The organism is Pedobacter sp. NO84 (assembly GCF_059703915.1).
In genome coordinates this window covers 933,291-953,652 of record NZ_AP046575.1, presented here as the reverse complement: position 1 = coordinate 953,652, position 20,362 = coordinate 933,291, and the positions used below count along the sequence as shown (strand labels likewise).

Genomic DNA, 20,362 nt, shown 5'->3' with positions numbered 1-20,362 from the left:
TTAATTGCTGGGTATATTTTCTGTGTTGGCACTTTCTTTTTCAAAATCTGTGAGGGACATCGCTTTGGCGCTAAGATCGTCTACGAAAAATGTTCCCGAAGCTTCACTTAAGGCTACCATTAACCTAAATCCTGTAGCATCGTCTGGAACCCGTATTAATTTTCTAAAGTTGGTCCATTCTATTGAGCCCTTCTTTTCTATCAAAACTATGCTTTCTCCAATTTTCTGGTCTACTTTAGTGAATTCTATAATCACAACAGCTACATTCCATGCATTTTTGCCCTGCTCAACTTCATCGAGTTTATAGGCGCCACTAAGTGCCAAAGCTTTTGTGTTTTTTGGAAGTTTGACCTTCTGATCAATCCCTTCCCATTTGCCTGGCACATAAGCAACCAACGCCAAGCTTGATTTCCCTGAATTTTGGATGAAACTGGAGATTTTAGCATTTCCAGCACCCCATCCGTTTAATCCTTCTTCGAATCCCCCATTATTGATCAGGTTTTGTTGCGCCTTAACTTGGAATGAGCTTAAGGTTAAAATAAATGAAAGGATAGCCCCAGTGCGTTTCATGGCGATGTAAATTGGAACTTTAGGGATAAATCGGCTACAGACAATAAAAATTCGCCCGGCTCTGTTACCCTCTTCAGTTGGTGATTGATAAATGAAAGCTTCTCTTTATCGAGATAAAAACGTACGGTTTTAGTTTCGCCACTGGCAAGATCTATTTTTTCGAAAGATCTAAGGCGCTTCACCTCTGGTGTAACCGAAGCTACAAGATCACTCACATACAGCAACACGGTTTCTTTGCCGCTTACCTTTCCGGTATTGGTTACATCAACGGCTATCTCTATTTTAGTTGTGGGAGTTAGAGTTGAAGTATTGATTTTTAAATTACTGTATTTGAAGGTGGTATAACTTAAGCCAAAGCCAAAAGGCCATTGGGGATCATAGCCTCCAGTAGGATCAAACTCTAAGGTTTCGGTATATTTATGGTAGTAATTAATTAATCCGTTGGTACTTCTAGGGTAGGTGTAGGGCAATTTCCCACTGGGATTGATTTTTCCAGCCAATACGTCGGCCACCACATTTCCTCCTTCGTTACCTAACCAATAAGTTTGTAAAATTGCCATCGCCATTGGCTCGATTGGGGAAATTATCCGTGGTCGGCCCTCGGTTAATACAAAAATAACGGGCTTACCTATTTTAGCAAGCGCAGTAGCAAGCGAGATTTGGGCGGCATCGATGGTTAGATCATTAATATTTCCGGGGGTTTCAGTATAACTATTTTCGCCTATGCAAAGAACAATTACATCCGCCTTTTCTGCTTTGGAAACGGTTTCGGAGATATTTTCTTTTCCATCAAAAGACACTCCCTCACCATAGCTTACGTTGTTTTGTCCAAACACATTTTGTAGGGCTTCTAGAATGGTATTCTTGTCTTTTTCTGTTTCGTTGCTATTGGTGCCTTGCCAGTTGCGTGCCCAGCCCCCATTTAGGCTTCTCATGCTATTGGCAGAAGGGCCGGCAACCAGAATTTTTTTTCCTACTGCGAGCGGTAAGGTGGCACTGGTATTTTTTAGGAGCGTAATGCACTCAGACGCAACCTGATAGTTGATGGTATTGTGCGCAGCACTATTAAATTCTTGATAATCAGTTGCATTCCCTATCGGATTGGCAAACAGGCCGAGTTCCATCTTAACTTTCAAGATCCTCGAAACGGCATCATTGATACGCGACATGGGCACCTTCCCCTCTTTAACCAAAGCAAGAAGAGCATCACAGAACGTAAAATCTGTGGGCACCATACTCATGTCTATTCCTGCATTTATTGCTATCATTACTGCCTCTTTATTGTCTTTTGCAATGCGATGGCGCTGATAAAGGTATTCGATATCTTGCCAGTCGCTAACGGCAAAGCCACTAAAGCCTAGTTCACCTTTCAAAATATCGGTTAGGATATGGTGATTGGCATGTACGGGCAATCCATTAATTTCGCCGCTATTAATCATTACTGTTCTTGCTCCTGCTTTTACCGCAGCGGCAAACTGGGGAAGAAAGTATTCGCGTAATTCTCTCTCTGGGATCCAAGCAGGCGTACGATCATGACCACTCAGCGGCATGCTATAGCCCATATAATGTTTAAGACAGGCTGCTACATGATAGCGATCGGAAAGATTGTTGCCCTGTAGCCCTGCTATGCTCGCTTTTCCCATTTCTGCTACCAATAAGGGATCTTCGCCAAAAGTTTCCCAAATGCGTGGCCATACAGGCTGCCTGCCCAGATCTAAAACCGGACTAAAGTTCCAGGGAATAAATGAGGCTCTTGTTTCGTAGGCTGAAACTTCCGCAGCTTTTTTAACCATGGCCAAATTAAACGAAGCAGCCTGGGCAATCTGTTGAGGGAACAGTACTGAATTAAGCGTATAATTATTGCCATGAATGGCATCTATGCCATATAAAACCGGGATCTTGGCGCCTTCCTGCATGGCTAGGTTTTGGATTTGGGTAAGGGTTTGCCTCCAATTTTCTACTGTTTGTGCATCACCACCAACGTTGAGCACCGATCCAATTTTGTACTTCTTTATGGCAGTACCCAATTTTTCTAAATCCAACTGATGAGGTTCTAAAGCCACCCCATTTTTAGATTTAAGAAAAGCCTCCAAACTGATCTGCGTCATCTGGCCTATTTTCTCCTCTAAGGTCATTTTAGACAATAGGGCGTTTACTTTTTGCTGGTTAACATCCGCTTTCTGCGCATTTGCGGTAAACATCAACGATGCGAAAAAGGCAACTAACAGATATGTTCTCATTTTTATGGATTGTGCTTAGTGTAAGGTTTATCGATTCAAAAATAATTTGATTATTTGCCAGGTAGATCGATCGCTATCAAACACGGCATTTAATCCCTGTTCTTCCTGTGGTGGATCGCCAGAAAAATCGTCTCCATCTTTCCAAAACAACTGATCTTTTACGGGCCTTGAAGTTCCACCGAAGGCCCAAAAATTACATCCTGCGATAGCTCCGTTCGTAACCTTGCTGCTTTGCCATACCGAAAAGATCTCTTTAAAATAGCCATCTCTTAACGTTGTGGCCACCGCGGGATCGAAGCTATGATTGTTTCGCGGCAGCCCAAATTCTTCTATTACAAGAGGCTTGTTTAATTCTTGGGCAATTGTTTCGTGCTGTTTGATATAATCTACTGTTTTGCTGGATACGGTTGGCATGGCCTCAGCCGTTGGACTATCCTTAAACCAGCCCCAGTTTTTTGGCCAGATGTGAATGGTGAGATAATCAATGGTTGGGTACGAATGGATTTCCTTAAATAAGGTTATATTTTCTTCTGTTCCCATCTGCCCTTCCGACCCGATGGTAACCAAATGTTGAGGGTCTATGGCCTTGATATGTTTTGCGGTAGCGATGATCCAATCTTTGTAGGCTGTTACCGCTGATGGCCTCATCGGCCGTGGTTCGTTAGCCAGTTCCCATGCCATAATTGCGGGATCATGGGTGTATTTGATACTTGTAAGGGTGTTTTTGCGCAAAAGAACTAAGTCTAATTGTTTAAGATAGTCTTTTTTGCAGGGCTCGCAATCGTAGAATTTACTCGTATAATCGCGTTGCTCATCCCAAGTTAATTTTCGTTTTAGGGTTTCGTTATCGAGCAGCCCGTTCCAGTTTACATATTGCAAAAATCCGCCGCTCCATTCCCAATTGTTGCTTAGATAGAGCACTGCTTTCATATGGCGTTTGTTCATTTCTGACAAAAGAAAATCCAATCCCACTAAAATCTGCGGATCAAAGTTTCCTTGTGTAGGCTGTACGGCGGGCTTAACCCGATCAACTCCATTGATCCTTCCTGTTCCTTCTGCCCCTACCATCACCCGCAGGTTATTGATGCCTTTGGATACTAAAAAATCCAGTTCTTTGATCAGCCTTTGTTTTCCGCGGGCCTGGTCTTTAGTTAAGGCCAACAAACCGCCATACCAATAATTGGTTCCAATGTAGTAGTAAGGTTTGTTATCGATTAAAAACTGATGATTTTTGACTTTAACAAAACCTGCGTGCTGGGCTTTGGAGCTGAAAAAGGCACCCATTAAAGCTAGCGAAAACAAAAAACACACTATTCTACCCCTGAGCTGCATCATCAATTTATTAGACATGAAAAACCCGATTCGACATTATAGAAACGAAGAATCGGGTTCAAATTATTGGATTATTTTACGAGAATGAAATCATCTAGATAAAAGCTTTCGTTTTGTGGATCAGGTCCTTTGATCCAAAAGCCAATCGTATTAAACGTTGATCCAGTGCTCCATAGGCCTAAAGTAGAAAGCGGAATTTTATAATAGGTCCATACGTTTGCTGGCACTACGATTGGTGCAGATTGGTCTGAATTTCCATAACCTCCTGCACGTTTGTCGCCGGTAATGTATAGTGTATAGTCTTGCGAGCCGCCTTTCATGTAAAAAGATAGGTATTTATAATCTGGTGAAAAAGCCATGCCCGGCCACCAATTAGCTACACCATTTGCACTCCAATTGCCTTTTGAATAGTTTAATTTCAGCGATTTTGTTCCAGATTTGAACGCCGCACCAGAAACTTCTCCACTTCCCCAGAAATTGCCCGACCAATCGGTACCATAATCATCTTTAAAAAAGGCATAGGCCTGATCAAGATTAACAAAAACCTGAGTAGGTCCTACTACACCCGAAGGATAAGTTAGAACTAAAGTGGTAGAAACCAATGTCGAATTTGGCATCTTAATAGTAAGCTGTGTATCGCTTTTGCTCACAATGCTTGCTTTTGCCGTAGTTGCTCCCAATTGCACATCGGTTACCGATCCTAAACCTATTCCGGTTAATGTAATTTCAGAACCATTAGAGAAATTATAATTAGAAACCTCGGTAACGGTTGGCGGAGGTAATAGGATACTAAACTTATAATCAACCTGTCCATAAAGAGTAGTAACGGTAAGTTTATTTACTTGAGTTGGGCCAGCTGGTGTAGTTTTAGGGATGCTCACCAAAATGGTAGTATCAGAGCCAAGCGCCTTATTAAAGTATACCGAAACGTTATTGAACGATACATCTGTTACACTAGCCAGATTTGTACCGATAATGGCATACATATTCTGCAGCTTTCCGTCTGTGGTGGTCGAGTCCATGGCCACAACCTGCGGAGTGGTATTCGAATAACTTGTCGAAGTTGCCTTGCCGCTCGCGTCGTAAGTGGTTATGGTGGTTACCAATGAGCTATTGATCATCGTTTTACTAATGGTACGTACCCTGCTAATTGTTGGGTTACCTTTGCCGCCGTCCTCTTCTTTTTTACAGGCAGAAAAAGACACCACTGCTATCGCGAAAAGCAAATAAAGCAAGCGGCCTGTTGGTTTAATAAATGTTTTCATATTTTTTTTATGAGGTAAATAAACTATTTGAAGGTATAAGGAACTGGATCCATCGTTAAGGCCGGATCATTAGCAACTTCTGTAGCTGGATAAGGAAATCTAAAATCAGCGTTATTAGGGGTGTAAAATCCATTTCCATATCTAATTGGTGGCGTATCGTTGCTCGAATCACCGCGGTCTTGCGCTTTAATTATCGCTATTGCCTTAGGATGTGAGGTAACGTTAAACCCATCTATACGTCCTAAATCAAACCAATAATCGCCTTCGATGGCAAACTCAAGCCTGCGCTCTTTGATAATGTCTAAGAAAGTTAAGGTACTCAGGTTATTTAAGCCCGCTCTTCTCCTAATGGTATTCACATAATTTAATGCTGTAGCATTGGTTGTACTTGCAGTTAGCGGTAGACCTGTAGCACTGCTTCCTACTGATTGACCAAGGATGGCCTCTGCGGCGATGAGGTACACATCAGCCAGGCGCAACATGTAGGTATTCATTCCGGTTGATTGAAAGGCGCTTTTACCGCCATTATCTGCTGGAGATCCGACTACATATTTTTTAATCTGGGCGTGCGTGCCTTGCGAGCTTGCATTTAGCGGAACAGTATAGCCGCCTCCCGCCTGGTTAATTTCAGGATATTTATCGCCAGGTAACATGATGGTGGGTTTTCTTCGCTGATCATTTACGGTGTAAGCATCAATCAGATCGAATGTTGGTGCCAATACCCCATATCCATCACCCGTTTGTGTAATTTCGCTGCTGTAGGCTAAAGATGCCTGCATACCATTGCCAAAACCATAACCACCATTAGAGAGCCATTGCAGAGCGATAATAGACTCTTTGTTGTTGTTATTGGCAATCTTGAACAAATCGGCATAGGTTTTTCCTGCGATATCAATCCCAAATAATCCAAATTCATTGCTGGCGATTACTTTTTCTGCCTGAATACGGGCGTTCGCATAATCTTGCATGTAAAGATAAACTTTGGCCATTAATGCAGATGCCGAGCCACTAGAAACATGCCCTGTACCGGCCACATTTGGCGTACAATTGGCTTCCCCAAACTTAAGGTCATTTATGATAAACTTGTATACATCTGGAACCGGATTGGAACGGATGGTTGATGGACTGCCTACGAAATCCAATGGATTTTCGATGATCGGCACGTTGCCAAAAATCCTGACCAAATGGAAATAAGCCAGTGCCCGCATTACCCTAGCCTCGCCAATCGCATTGTTAACTACATTAGCTGGAATAGAGGGCGGCACGGTAGGCAAATTATAGATTACTGCATTAGATTGCGCCACTACGGTAAATAATGAGTTCCATGCGGCGCTCAGTTCAAAGTTACCGTTAGATACAGAGAAGGTTCCAAAGGCTTTCACGTCGTCAGAGCCGCTTCTACCATTACCACTGGCCAACTCGGTAATTGCCCAACTTACTTTGGTATTCCAACCAAACCACGGCGCAGCATACAGGGCGTTGGTACTCGATTGTACCTGGGCGGCCGTGGTGTAATAACCGCCAACAGTGTACTGATCTTCTGGCGGACGGTTAAAAAAGTCTTTCTTACAGCCTGTGGTAGAAACTACTACCAATACTGCAACTATTACTATCTGTTTTATATAAAGCTTCATCTTGATTTTCTGTTAAATTAAAACTGTGCGTTAATACCAAAGGTGATGGTTCGAGGTATAGGATACCTTCCCATATCAATATTGCTATAGATCGGATTTTGGTTCAATGATCCGATTTCTGGATCCAGGCCCGAATATTTAGTAAATACATACAAGTTTTGTGCACTAGCATAAATATTTAACCGACTAAGCTTTGCATATTTGATCCACTTGTCTGGTAAGGTGTAGCCCAATCTTACGTTCTGTACCCTTAAGAAAGAGGCACTCTCCAAAAAGCGATCAGACATCACCAAATTGTTGTTGGCTATCCCCGCTTTTGGAGTAGGAATGTCTGAGTTTGAATTGTTGGGCGACCAAAAATCGGCAGATGATGCCAACTGGTTTGAATATAAGCCCGAAAGACCTGCGACCTGATACTTTAATGCGTTTAAGATCTTGCCACCTTGCGATCCATTTAAAAACACAGAAAGATCAAAGTTTTTATAGGTGAAATTGTTGGTAATGCTATAGGTGAAATCAGGATTTGGATTGCCCAATGCGGTTTGATCATTGGCATCTACTTTCCCATCGCCATTTACATCTTGATACATCAGATCACCAAGATAGATGGAGTTTGCAATCGAAGGATCATTCGTAATCACCGCTGGTGAGGTACCGCCAGTTACATTCTGTGGATGCGAGGCGATAAATTGCAGATCTGCAGTTGTTTTAATTACGCCCTTTACTTTGTAGCCAAAGAATTGTCCTACCGGACCACCCTCTACGGTTTTAGTAACCGGCAAACTGATAAAGCTACTATTGATGCTTCCGATCAATGCCGGAGAGCCATCAAGCGATACCACCTTGTTTTTATATTTAGAGAAAATTAGAGTGGTATTCCATTTAAAGTTTTGGCTTGCTACGTTTCTACTATTGATCGAAAATTCGAAGCCTTTATTTTCAATTTCACCCGCATTATAATACGGAGATCTGATGGCGGCCACATCTGAGTATTCGGCCACGCCACCTAATAAAAATGCTGGCAAAGGTTTTTGGAATAGAAAATTATTAGAGTTTTTAATAAAGTAATCAAAACTACCTTCTATTCGTCCTTTAAATAAACCAAAATCTAAACCGGCTCCTTTTTGGATGGCCGTTTCCCAAGTTAACTCAAGGTTGGCCACATTGTTGGTTACAAATCCTGTACCCAAGCCGGTAGCAACCGCTTTTATAGATGATCCATATAAGTAATTTGGTATATTTTGATTTCCGGTTTCTCCATAATTTAACCTTATTTTAAGATTATCTACTATAGATTTGAGGCCTTGCATAAAAGGCTCTTCAGATAAGCGCCATGAGACAGCTGCTGCAGGAAAATATCCCACTTTGTGGCCCTCAGAAAATTTAGAGGATTTATCTGAACGAATGCTTGCTGTGATGCTGTATTTATTATTGTAGGTATAAATTGCTCTTCCTAAAAAGGATTCCATTACTTGGGTACCTTTGTTCTGATCAATCAATGCAGTAGTCTGATCACCAAATCCAAGCGTTTGTATGGTATTACCAGAGGCGAAATTCTCTATTTTATTATTTACTCCACCCCAACTTGCCTGCCAAACTTCGTAACCTGCAAGCGCAGTTAGGTTATGCTTGGTACCGAAAGTGTGGTTATAGTTAAAATATTCTTTCCATCCCCAATAGGTGCTGTTAGAATTATATTGGTCTAACCTGGCAGTTTGGTTTTTAAATGCTCCCCATGAGTAGGTTGGTTTAAATGTTTGTGCCTCAGACCAGTTAAAATCGCCATTAAGTTCAGACCTTAAGGTAAGATCTTTATAAAAGCGCAGATCAGCATAGGCGCTTCCATTAATATTATTACTTAATAAGGTATTGGTTAAATTTAATGCCTGAGCTATGGGGTTGATCGTACCTTGCGCCAAACCCCCAGCATCTAAAGACGGACCCGCAAAAGATCCATCCGCATTATAGATCGGGTTATCTGGAGCACTTAACAAGGCATTGTATACAATTCCGGTATTACTTCCCAGACCCACGTCCTGATTTGTTCTACCTGCACCTACTGCAGTACCTACCTTTAACCATTCTTTTACCTGTCCATTTATATTTGTTCTAAAAGAGTAGCGTTTAAAATCACTTCCTATAATCGTTCCTTCCTGTTTAAGGTAACCTCCAGACACATAGTAATCTATCCCTTCCCTAGCGCCAGAAATAGCCAATTGATGGCTCTGCATAGGAGCAGATTGGAAAATGGCTTCCTGCCAGTTGGTACCCGATCCTAAGATACTTGGATCAGCAAATTCTACCCTACGTTGTACATTAAACTTATCTGCCAATGCATTTTGGAGGTTAGCGAACTGTTTCAAATTCATCATCTCCAAAAAATGTCCCTGCTTCTGGAAACCTGAATATCCATCGTAGCTAACTCTGGCGGTTCCGTTTTTGCCCCGTTTAGTGGTTACGATTACTACTCCATTGGCTCCGCGACTACCATAGATTGCGGTTGCAGAGGCATCTTTTAAAATATCTATTGATTCTATATCATTTGGATTAAGCCTAGAAAGCGGACTTACACCGGTTTCTTCTTGACCACCTCCGGTACGAGTTAACTGTGCCGATTTGCCATTGCCGCTTTTGTTCATGGCATCACCTTGAATAGGCACACCATCAATTACATACAGCGGTTCGCTACCACCAAATGAAGTAACGCCTCTAATGCGTACAGAAGTGGCACTGCCCGGGCCACCAGAGTTCTGTGTAATAGTAACACCCGCAGCCTTACCTTGGATAAGTTGATCGATACTTGATTGCGGCACATTGGCAATATCTTTGGCCATTACAGAAGACACCGAGCCATTTACATCCTGACGCTTCTGAGAACCATAACCAATTACCACCACATCTGCTAGAACCGTAGTGGCAGATCTTAACGTTACATTAATTTCAGACCGTGTTCCAATAATTACCTCTTGATTTAAAGAGCCAATGAAACTGTAAACTAATGTGGTTGCGGTTGAGGGAACAGTGATTGAATATTTACCATCAACATTTGTCTTGGTAGCGATGGTTGTGCCTTTCACCAAAACACCTGCGCCTGGCAACGCGGTTCCTTTTTCATCATAAACTGTTCCGGTGATTACCTTGGACGAATTTTGTGCCAAAGCGAGGGTTAGAGAGCCCATACACACCACAAACAGAACTATTGTTCGTAAAGTTGTATTCATACTGTTTATATTTAGGTTTTTTGTTATTCAAATTTAACTGCAATGCTCATCGCATTTGTAATATTATTTTAACTTAAATTAATCTAAAAACCACATTTACGAAAATATGATAAGCCCTAAGACTATCATTATCAAACAATTTACCCTTTAAATTGAGCACTAATTAGTTATACTTTTTTCTCCTAAAGTGATTAAATATTGACGGTTTCTATAGAAGATTACAGAAGCGTTCCATTTAGACTAACGTTAATGCTCCAAACAATTAGCTCCTAATTTACGTTATAGCCAAATCCAACTCTTAAATTAACGCAATTGGCCGCAACAGAAAAACAACACCTCAAGAAAGGATTTAACGTAGCGAAGATGATACTGATCTTGGGCCTTGGCATACTGCTTATTGGCGAAGGTTATTTTGGCTACCGCCTGCACGAGCTTTCCGAAAGGCAGGAACAGTTGAAAAAAGACTATGCCGACATGAACAACATTATGCTGGGCCTTTTTTCTATAGAGCAATGGCAGGGAAAAATAGAAAGCATCATTTCTCACCAAGCAAAAAATCTTGACATTTCGCCCCAACAAAAAAAGGAACTACAAAAGGAAATTGAAGGAGTGATCATCGCGCTGATTGATAAAGCTGAAGCACTGGTTACTAAACCTGAGAAAAAATCATTCAGGGGTAAACTGGTTAAATTTGCGGTTAAAAACTTTGTAAAAATAGACACGATCAAAAAACAGGTGCCAGGCATTGCCAGAACCATTATGAACAAGGTTGATAACCCGACAACAAAAAAGCAACTGGGTTCTATGGCACTTCAAAAGCTAGACCAGATTGATGATATCGCATTTATTGACAGTACCTTAAAGGCGAACGCCAGCAAAGTGGGCAAGGTATATGCAAGATACCACGTTTCTAACCGGGATAACTTTAACGGCAAAATTAAAGCCGGACTAAAAGAGATAAAGAATATTACTTATACCTATTGTATAGCTATGCTGGGTGGTATTGTGGTGTTCCTGTTGGCATGGTGGGTATTCAGGAAACGCAAACCTCTGCACGCCACATTGTTCGTGATGTCGTTATTATTCGCATTTATATTATTAGGTGTTGGACTTACCGCATCGATGATAGAAGTTGATGCCCGGATCAGTTCGCTAGAATTTGTACTCCTTGGTCAGCACATTACCTTTACAGACCAAGTGCTTTTCTTCCAAAGCAAAAGCATTTTAGATGTGGTTAAGATCCTGATCAGCGGAAACGCAATTGATTCTATTGCAGTAGGCGTATTAATATTAATCTTCAGTATACTTTTTCCTATCATGAAGCTGAGCTCAACAGGCATCCACCTTTTGGGCAAAAAGAAGCTGGCAGAAAACAGGGTGATCAAATACTTCGCGTTCCAATCGGGCAAATGGAGCATGGCTGATGTAATTGTGATCGCAATCTTAATGGCATACATTGGGCTTAATGGCCTTTTGGAAGATCAACTTCAAAATCTTAAAATTCCTGCAACGTCGCTTACACTCATCTCTACCCATAACACTGCACTGCAGCCGGGCTTTATCATATTTATTGCATTTGTGCTGTTTGGCCTTGTGCTTTCTACGATCCTCAAGTTCATTACGCCGCATGATTCACATTAAACTCATTACAACCAAAATAACTTCATAAAAATACTTAAATAAGCCAACACCTTGACAACGAGCCAACCTACCGCAAAAGTAAAAAGATCTATCCTTCCCCACATTCTATTGATTTTGGGACTGGGAATATTTTTATCGGGCGAGTGCTATTTTGGCTACCGGCTCCATTCGCTTTCGGAAGAACAGGAGCAGATCAAGGAAGACTATTCCATGGTTAACAACATCACCTTTGGGGTATTCTCTGTAGACCTGTGGCGAGATAAGATTTCATCGTTGGTAACCCAGAAGATAAAAGGGTTCAAGGTTACCGACGAACAGAAAAAAATGATGAAGGAGCAGGTTGAAAAACAGCTTCATGGTATGGTAGATGAGGTGGTGAAAGAATTTAACAAACCGCAGAAGAGTCTTTCGGGAAAGCTTAAAAATTTCGCTTTTAAAAAGTTTGTTGATCCAAAAGAACTGCACGATCAAGTACCATCGTTCGCAAAGACGATTATTGATCGTATCAACAGCCCTAGAGCTACCAAAAAACTAAAGAATATCGCCACTAGCAAATTTGCGGAATTGGCCGATCAGACCTACGATAGCACCGCCACTGCAAATGCTAAGATGACCAGCGTCTTGTTTAAAAAATATGCGGTAGCTGATGCTGCTGCCTTCAATACTCATTTGGAAGCCAGATTAGATGGTATCCGAAAGGTTACCTACAACTATGCATATGCTATGCTAGCATGCATTTTTGCCGCCGTGATTTTATGGGTGTTATTGAGAAAAAAGGTACACATGCACAGTACGTTATTTGTGATGTCGCTGCTTTTTGCGCTAGTTGCTCTTGTTGTAGGCGTAACCGTATCGATTATCGAAGTAGATGCGAGGCTAAAATCTCTAGACATTTTCTTAATGGGCGAAAAGCTCACCTTCCATAACCAAGTCCTGTTTTTCCAGAGCAAAAGTATCCTTGGCGTGGCCGAAGTATTGATTAAACAGCCAAAGCCCGATTCGATTACCGTGGGCATACTGATCATGCTGTTCGTTATTGCCTTGCCTATCTTGCGGATGACAGCAAGGGGACTTCACATGCTGTGCAGGCCGCTCATTGCGGAGAATAATATTACGAGGTACCTTGCTTTTGAATCGGGAAAATGGGATATGGCCGATGTGATGGTGGTTGGTATTTTAATGACCTATATCGGGTTAAACGGGATTTTAAAAAATCAACTTACAGATTTGAACATCAAAAATGAGTTCCTAACCACTACTACAATCAATTATACCTCGCTACAGCCAGGATATATCATCTTTGTTGGTTACGTAGCTTTTGCTTTCTTTCTTTCGTATGTACTTAAAAAGGTTACTTGTGGTACGTCTCAACCAGAATTAAAATGAAGGTTTGATACGCATTCCAGGGAATGAGCAGTTGGAACTGTCTACAAGAAACAATATAAAAACACGAAACAATTCGTCCAGAACTTGGTTATGCAAAATATCAATATTTTGAAATGATGAAAAAAACCTTTCTATCCTTAACATTGGCCGCCATTACTATGGCATACGCCTGCAACAGCGGAACTACGGCGTCGGAAAAAAATCCAAAAGATTCTAGTCAAACGGCAGAAATTGCCTCTGAGAAAGACAGTACCAGAAAAGCTGATTCAACCCTCGTAACCACTCAAAATGCGTTTGCAACCAAAGCAGCGGTGGGCGGAATGATGGAAGTTGAAACCAGTCTAAGGATGATCAAAAGCACCGAAAATCCCGACATCCAGACTTTAGCAACAATGATGATTAAAGATCATGGGGCTGCAAATACCGAGCTTACCTTAATAGCAAGAAGAATGAAATTGCAACTGCCAACGGTTCTTCCAAAGGAAAAAAGTGTTATACTAGCTCAAATGAATGCGTTAAAAGAAGATGAAAAGAACGAATTCTACGCGGATCTTATGGTTAAAGAACATAACGAAGCTGTGGCACTATTTGAGCAAGCAAGCAAAACAGAAACTGGAGAATTGCAGGCATTTGCCGCCAGTAAGCTGCCCATACTAAAATTACATCGCACCCATGCGCTCAGCGTGCAGAAAATGATCCATAGTATCAAGGGCGATAAAGGCGATAGATCTTTAAAGATTACGAAAGATAAACAATAGTTAATCCTACCTGAAACGACCTTCTAATTGAGGGTAAAGATGTTAATCCCCTGATTGAGGGTAAAGATGTTAATCCCCTGACTACACAGTTAGGGGATTTTTTATGGAACTAATTAAAACTTCCGATTAAGGATAAGTTTCCTTTGCTTTTTTGATCGCTAGTTCCAGATCAATCCCCTTTCCTAGCACGCCCTTAAAAATATCTCCTTTTACCTTAAGCCTTTCTATCGCATTAAATATGGTAAAATCTTTCATTTTTAGACCTGGCTTAACTTCATCCCATTCTAATGGCATCGAAACGGTTGCGCCAGGTTTCGGTCTAAGTGAGTACGGGCCAGCAATAGTAGCACCGGGTCTGTTTTGCAAAAAGTCTAGATACATTTTTCCTTTCCGCGCTGCGATCATACGCTCTAACGAAGTAAAATCAGGGATTTGCTCATTAACAATGCCTACAATAATTCTAGCAAAAAGCTGTGTTTGATCATAGGTGTATTTTCCGCCCATTGGGATATAGATATGGATACCTGTTGAACCCGAGGTTTTTGGATAGCTTGGTACATCAATCGCATCTAAAACAGATTTAACCACCAAGGCGGCTTCGATTACCTTATCGAAATGATGTTTATCCGGATCTAAATCGATAACACAATAATCGGGATTATCTGGAGACTGCACACGAGAAAACCAAGGATTGATCTCAATACAGCCCAACGTATTCATCCAGAGCAGTGTAGCTACATCATCGCCAACCAGGTACTCTTTCGGCTCGCCGTCGCTTGTAGAATAAGGGAAAGTTTTTGCCCACTCTGGCGCCTTCCCTTTTACATCTTTTTGGTAAAAGCTTTGCCCGTGGATCCCCCCAGGGAATCGGTTCAACGACAAGGGACGATCTTTTAAATAAGGTAATATAAAATCGGCTACTTGATAATAATAATTGAACATATCCCGCTTGGTTACTCCATCTTCTGGCCAATAAACTTTAGAAAGATTATTAAATTTAAGTTCTTTTCCTTCTACCTTTCTTACTTGGCTTTCATCCTTTGGATTTAATAACGTTTTTGGGATAGTAACCTTGGGAGGACGAATAGCAGCGGCGTGCTTGTCCTCTACTGCTATCGCCTTTTTAGCATCTTTAGGTTTTTTTGCCTTATTTTCATTACTATGGGTTTCGGTATTCGCTAGTTCTGCTTCAACTTCTTCTACAACCTGTTCGGTATCCGCCGCGGTTTCACGTACTACATCCTTCGCATTTTTGTCTATACGCATCCCCTGAAAAGATGGATGTCTAAAAATACCTTCGTCTGTAATTTCGGTAAAAGCCACTTCACATACCAGTTCGGGTTTCATCCATGTTGCTTTCGCATTTAGCTGCTTGTGCTGAAACCGCGACAATTTATTAATATCAGGTACAACCGTAAACGGACTTTTATCTGTGATATATGGCTCAAATTGCTTCATCATCTTTTTCTGATCTGAATCTGAAAAGCCTGTCCCAACCTTGCCAACATAAGTTAATACCTTTTTCTCCCAAACCGCTAAAATGAGCGAGCTAAAAAGTTTGGAGGTATCTTCATTACGCGTAAAGCCTGCAATAATCACTTCCTGCCTTCTTGAAACCTTAATCTTAAGCCACTCCTTAGAGCGGTTGGATAAGACATAGGTCGAAGATTTGCGCTTTGCCATGATACCTTCCAGTCCCATCCGCTCTGCCGCAGCAAAAAAATCGATCCCACTTGCATCAAAAACTCGCGAAAGGCGAATTCTATCATCATCAACAGGCAGCACTTCGTTTAAAACCGCTTGTCTTTCAACCAAGGTAAGTTCAGTTAAATCTTTTCCTTCGTACCATAAAATATCAAATACATAGAAAACCAGTTCTCCATCGGCCTCGCTCCTCCAGTTTTGAAGGGCTCCAAAATCAGACACACCACGTTCATTCAGCACAAGAATTTCGCCATCAAAAACGGCATTGATACTCCAAGAAGAAAGAATTTTATGAATGGGATAAAACTTATCATCAAAGGATTTATTATTGCGGGAGAGCAGCTCTACTTTTCCTTTATTAACAAAGGCCAATGCCCGATACCCGTCCCATTTAACTTCATACTGCCAGTTTGGATCATCAAAAGGCCCGTCTACCAAAGTAGCAAGCATGGGCTTTACTCCTTTTGGGAGATTTCCTTTTGGTGCAGATTTTAGGATCGATTTAGCATCCAGCGCAGCCGAATCCATGGCTACCTCAGCAACATCAGCCTTTGCTGTGGTTTTTTTTCCATCGCTCTTTTTTGCCTTAGGCTGCTTAGCTTCAACGGGTTCTGATCGGTTAGAATGCCAAACGGCATCACTATCTTTTTCCATCACTTCGATCGTTTTGCCAGAAAGCACTGAAGCATCCTGTTTTGTTATATCTTTTTTGGAAGAGAAATCGTCGTCATGTTTAATCAACAGCCAAGAATTTTCTCCCATCCCATTGGTACGTACCAGGGCAAATTCGCCATTTAGCTTCTCCCCATGCAGTTTCATCTTTACCGAACCTTTTTTAAGTTCAGAAAGTAGGTATTTCTCCTGCGCCTTTTTGCCTTTGATAGGCTCAATAGTTTCATACCAGCCTTGGTCCCACACAATTACCGTTCCGCCGCCATACTCTCCTTTTGGAATGAGGCCTTCAAAGTTTCTATAATCAAAAGGATGATCCTCTACCATCATAGCTAAACGCTTAACCTTAGGGTCTAAGGTTGGTCCTTTTGGCACCGCCCAACTCTTCAACACCCCTTCCATTTCGAGCCTAAAATCATAATGAAGCCGGGAAGCATCATGCTTCTGAATAACGAACATCAACTTATCTTTGTCCATGCTCCTGCCCGCTTTTGGTTCGGCAGTCTTAGAAAAATCTCGTTTCTCGTTGTATTTATCTAGTCCCATAATATTTATTTTTTAAGGAATTGCTGAACCTTTTCTGGCGAACCGCCAACGGCAAGCACAGCTGTTTTTAACGTTTCTGCGCTTACTTTCAGCTCTGCTGCCCAATCCCAAAGTTCGTATGCCCTATTTATATCAATCAGTTCATCGGTACGATATGTCTTTTTATCCTTGCTCATTATCATCTCTTTTAGCAAGGGGTAAACAGTGGAGCGTCAAAAAAGTTTAGGCAAAATTCTGTTTGAAAAAAACCTATAGAAAAAAATAAAATATTTTAAACAATCACATAAAAACATTGTTTTTGCTACGTTTTACCAATAATTTTTGAAATATGAATGGGATTTCACTAAGGCGGGCAGCATCAGCGCCATCCGCCAGTGATGCACGGACAGCACACAAAACAAAATCGATTGGCAATCAAATCTTCAGCAATTCGCTTAACACGGGCGATAGGATACGTAAACAACTATCCTCTAACCCTTCCGGCCAGTCCAGCTGATACCTGGCGGAGCATATACCCAGGCAGCCTGCTCGGCGGCAAGGGCAGTATAGTAACGATTATTCATTTTCTTATTTTTCTAAACCCCCATAAAACTACCCACAGACAATGGAATGGATCAGCTTTTCTTTGGACCATGAAAAAAAAATACAATTTGAACAAGAACTTATGCCTAGCATTTGCAAGCGCTATGGAAGCCTTCTACAAATGTCAAACGAAACCTGGAATGCTTATTATGAACGCAATGGACTGGAGAACTACCGTTGCCTTTTCTGTTCTGACAGTGTGGTGTTACTAAAGTTTGTGAAGGATTTTGCCGGAAGCTACACTAGGCATTTTACAACGCCAGAAACCGATGGAATGGAATACTTCGGTGATCAGCACCTGGACATTCATGCAAAATAGTCATAATATCCACATCTGTGCAAATACTTAAAACTCTTTTGCCTAGAAGTGGTTTAAGATGCAATATCCCCTTCTGTTAACCTGCTAAACAAATTAAGAACATTTAGCTAGACTACGGAAATGTTGCTAGCATGGAAAAGGCATACCATAGCTAACATCACATTTATTAAACATCATCCTTTATCTATAATAAAACATCACCATGAAAGAAGAATTATCATTACCCAACAATCTTATCTGTTTGTCTCACTTGCGATGGGACTTTGTATACCAACGACCGCAGCACCTATTAACCCGTTTTGCAAAACAGACCGTGGTATATTTCTATGAAGAACCTATATTTGACGGCAGTGAGGAGGCTTTCCTCTCTATTTCGCAACGAGGACATAACCTGAACGTGGTGGTGCCACATCTGCAAAATGGCTTGAGCGAAGAACAGATTGCCAATGCAGTTACCGCACTATTTGATCAATTCATTTCAGGATTTGATCTTGAAGAAACGGTATTCTGGTACTATACCCCAATGGCTCTAACGTTTACCGAAAAACACAGTCCAAAAGCTATAATCTACGATTGTATGGACGAACTTGCTGGCTTTAAATTCGCTCATAGTGAAATTGGCAAGTACGAGCGGAGGCTTATGGCATTGGCCGATGTTGTATTTACTGGCGGTCATTCGTTATATAATGCAAAAAAGCAGTACCACAACAATATCCATCCTTTTCCGAGCAGCATAGAGAAAGAACATTTTGCCCAGGCCAGAACCTGTGATGAGGCACCAGACCAAATGCATATCCAAGGGCCAAAGATCGGTTTCTTTGGAGTGATCGATGAGCGATTTGATAGCAACCTGATTGCCGAACTTGCCGCAGAGAGGCCCGACTGGAATATCATTCTGATTGGTCCCGTGGTAAAAATCGATCCAGCTACGCTTCCTCAAAACGCAAACATACATTATCTCGGACAGAAATCTTACAAAGATCTACCAAGCTATTTGGCCGGTTGGGACGTGGCCATGCTTCCCTTTCTCCTTAACGAATCAACACGTTTTATTAGTCCAACGAAGACGCCCGAATACTTGGCGGCAAATATACCCGTAGTATCTACACCTATCCAAGATGTGATAAACCCCTATGGAAATCTGGAGTTGGTACACATTTGCACATCCAGTAAAAGCTTTGCAGACGCTATCGACGCAGAACTACAATTGAAAGATAGGAGCGATTGGGAAATCCAGGTAACAAATTTCCTTGCCGATATTTCATGGGACAAAACGCAATCTGATATGGCAGAACAGATTTGCCAAACTATAGCCAATAAACAGACCATATCTATAGCAAGCTAGATGTACGACTACCTTATTGTTGGAGCCGGTTTTGCAGGCAGCGTGCTTGCAGAACGATTGGCGACCGTTCAGAATAAAAAAGTATTATTGATTGATAAGCGCAACCATATTGCGGGTAACGCCTACGACCATTACGACAAAGCCGGAATATTGGTCCATAAGTATGGCCCACACATTTTCCACACCAATTCTAAAGAGGTATTTTCATATCTCTCCAATTTCACTGAATGGCGTAACTACCAGCATAGAGTGTTGGCTAGTTTAGATGGACAACTTGTGCCAATGCCGATTAATCTAACCACGATAAACACGCTCTATGGCCTTAACCTTTCAAGTGATGAGCTTACTGCCTTCTTTGAATCGAAAGCTGAAAAAAAGAGCCATATCGAAACTTCCGAAGATGTTGTTGTGAGCGTGGTGGGAAGGGAACTATATGAAAAATTCTTTAAGGGATACACCAAAAAACAGTGGGATATGGATCCATCAGAGCTTAATGCTTCGGTAACAGCCCGTGTACCTACCCGTACCAATAAAGATGATCGCTATTTTACCGATACCTATCAGGCAATGCCGATAGATGGCTATACTAAAATGTTCGAAAAGATGCTCGACCATCCTAACATCCACCTGATGCTTAATACCGATTACAAGGATGTTATTGGCGAGGTGAGCTATAAAAAACTCATCTTTACCGGACCGATCGATGAATATTTTGATTACCAGTACGGCAAACTGCCCTACCGCTCAATCGAGTTCAAATTCGAGACGCTAGATCAGGAGACCTTCCAATCAACCGGAACGGTAAACTATCCGAACGACTATGCCTTTACCCGCATTACCGAGTTCAAATACCTTTCGGGACAGCAACACAAGCGCACCTCTATAGTTTATGAGTTTCCTAAAGCAGAAGGCGATCCTTATTATCCGATTCCAAAACCGAGCAACACAGCCCTCTACGAAAAATACCGTGAATTGGCGGGAAAACTTGAACACACTTATTTTGTGGGGAGGCTAGCCACCTATAAATACTACAACATGGACCAAGTGGTTGCTCAGGCACTCAGCACTTTTAAAAAAATCCAGCTGGAAGAAAACCTGACTACAGTTACAGAAAAAATAGAAAATGGAAGCCTGGGGCGGAATTGAA

At 41.6% G+C, this 20,362-nt stretch carries 14 protein-coding genes; 6 read left to right on the top strand and 8 right to left on the bottom strand.

What is annotated here, in order from left to right; all coding sequences use genetic code 11:
- The 6 genes from AC6H0V_RS04210 to AC6H0V_RS04185 are packed head-to-tail and all read right to left on the bottom strand — an operon-like array spanning position 1 to position 10,262.
- Positions 1–570, bottom strand: a complete 570-nt coding sequence (locus AC6H0V_RS04210; RefSeq protein WP_497562462.1) for a hypothetical protein — start codon at positions 568–570, stop codon at positions 1–3.
- Positions 567–2,810 (bottom strand): glycoside hydrolase family 3 N-terminal domain-containing protein, encoded by a 2,244-nt coding sequence (locus AC6H0V_RS04205; protein ID WP_497562461.1) that lies wholly within the window; start codon positions 2,808–2,810, stop codon positions 567–569. Before AC6H0V_RS04205 ends, AC6H0V_RS04210 begins: the two co-directional genes overlap by 4 nt.
- 27 nt (positions 2,811–2,837) lie before the next feature.
- Positions 2,838–4,160 (bottom strand): glycoside hydrolase 5 family protein, encoded by a 1,323-nt coding sequence (locus AC6H0V_RS04200; RefSeq protein WP_497562460.1) that lies wholly within the window; start codon positions 4,158–4,160, stop codon positions 2,838–2,840.
- A 53-nt stretch (positions 4,161–4,213) separates the two neighbouring features.
- Positions 4,214–5,407: a cell shape determination protein CcmA gene (locus AC6H0V_RS04195; protein WP_497562459.1), complete on the bottom strand. Its 1,194-nt coding sequence runs from the start codon at positions 5,405–5,407 to the stop codon at positions 4,214–4,216.
- A gap of 23 nt (positions 5,408–5,430) precedes the next feature.
- Complete coding sequence (locus AC6H0V_RS04190) at positions 5,431–7,041, bottom strand: RagB/SusD family nutrient uptake outer membrane protein (protein ID WP_497562458.1); 1,611 nt, start codon at positions 7,039–7,041, stop codon at positions 5,431–5,433.
- 17 nt (positions 7,042–7,058) lie between these two features.
- A complete protein-coding gene (locus AC6H0V_RS04185) occupies positions 7,059–10,262 on the bottom strand; it encodes a SusC/RagA family TonB-linked outer membrane protein (RefSeq protein WP_497562457.1) in 3,204 nt (1,067 codons plus the stop codon).
- Between the two features lie 312 nt (positions 10,263–10,574).
- Between AC6H0V_RS04185 and AC6H0V_RS04180 the strand changes: the two genes are divergently transcribed.
- The 3 genes from AC6H0V_RS04180 (at position 10,575) to AC6H0V_RS04170 (ending at position 14,047) form a co-directional block, all read left to right on the top strand.
- Positions 10,575–11,903 carry a paraquat-inducible protein A gene (locus AC6H0V_RS04180; RefSeq protein WP_497562456.1) on the top strand — a complete coding sequence of 443 codons (1,329 nt, stop codon included), beginning with the start codon at positions 10,575–10,577 and terminating at the stop codon, positions 11,901–11,903.
- A gap of 51 nt (positions 11,904–11,954) precedes the next feature.
- Complete coding sequence (locus AC6H0V_RS04175) at positions 11,955–13,289, top strand: paraquat-inducible protein A (protein WP_497562455.1); 1,335 nt, start codon at positions 11,955–11,957, stop codon at positions 13,287–13,289.
- Between the two features lie 113 nt (positions 13,290–13,402).
- Positions 13,403–14,047, top strand: a complete 645-nt coding sequence (locus tag AC6H0V_RS04170; protein ID WP_497562454.1) for a DUF4142 domain-containing protein — start codon at positions 13,403–13,405, stop codon at positions 14,045–14,047.
- A 126-nt stretch (positions 14,048–14,173) separates the two neighbouring features.
- Here AC6H0V_RS04170 and ligD read toward each other — a convergent pair whose 3' ends face one another.
- Positions 14,174–16,969 (bottom strand): DNA ligase D, encoded by a 2,796-nt coding sequence (gene ligD / locus AC6H0V_RS04165; RefSeq protein WP_497562453.1) that lies wholly within the window; start codon positions 16,967–16,969, stop codon positions 14,174–14,176.
- 5 nt (positions 16,970–16,974) lie between these two features.
- A complete protein-coding gene (locus AC6H0V_RS04160; RefSeq protein WP_497562452.1) occupies positions 16,975–17,145 on the bottom strand; it encodes a DUF3606 domain-containing protein in 171 nt (56 codons plus the stop codon).
- 428 nt (positions 17,146–17,573) lie between these two features.
- Between AC6H0V_RS04160 and AC6H0V_RS04155 the strand changes: the two genes are divergently transcribed.
- The 3 genes from AC6H0V_RS04155 to glf all read left to right on the top strand — a co-directional run bounded on the left by AC6H0V_RS04155 (position 17,574) and on the right by glf (position 20,361).
- A complete protein-coding gene (locus AC6H0V_RS04155) occupies positions 17,574–17,870 on the top strand; it encodes a hypothetical protein (RefSeq protein ID WP_497562451.1) in 297 nt (98 codons plus the stop codon).
- A gap of 202 nt (positions 17,871–18,072) precedes the next feature.
- Positions 18,073–19,215 carry a glycosyltransferase family 1 protein gene (locus AC6H0V_RS04150; RefSeq protein WP_497562450.1) on the top strand — a complete coding sequence of 381 codons (1,143 nt, stop codon included), beginning with the start codon at positions 18,073–18,075 and terminating at the stop codon, positions 19,213–19,215.
- Positions 19,216–20,361 carry a UDP-galactopyranose mutase gene (glf, locus tag AC6H0V_RS04145; protein WP_497562449.1) on the top strand — a complete coding sequence of 382 codons (1,146 nt, stop codon included), beginning with the start codon at positions 19,216–19,218 and terminating at the stop codon, positions 20,359–20,361. It abuts the gene before it with no gap.
- Position 20,362: the final 1 nt, after the last annotated feature.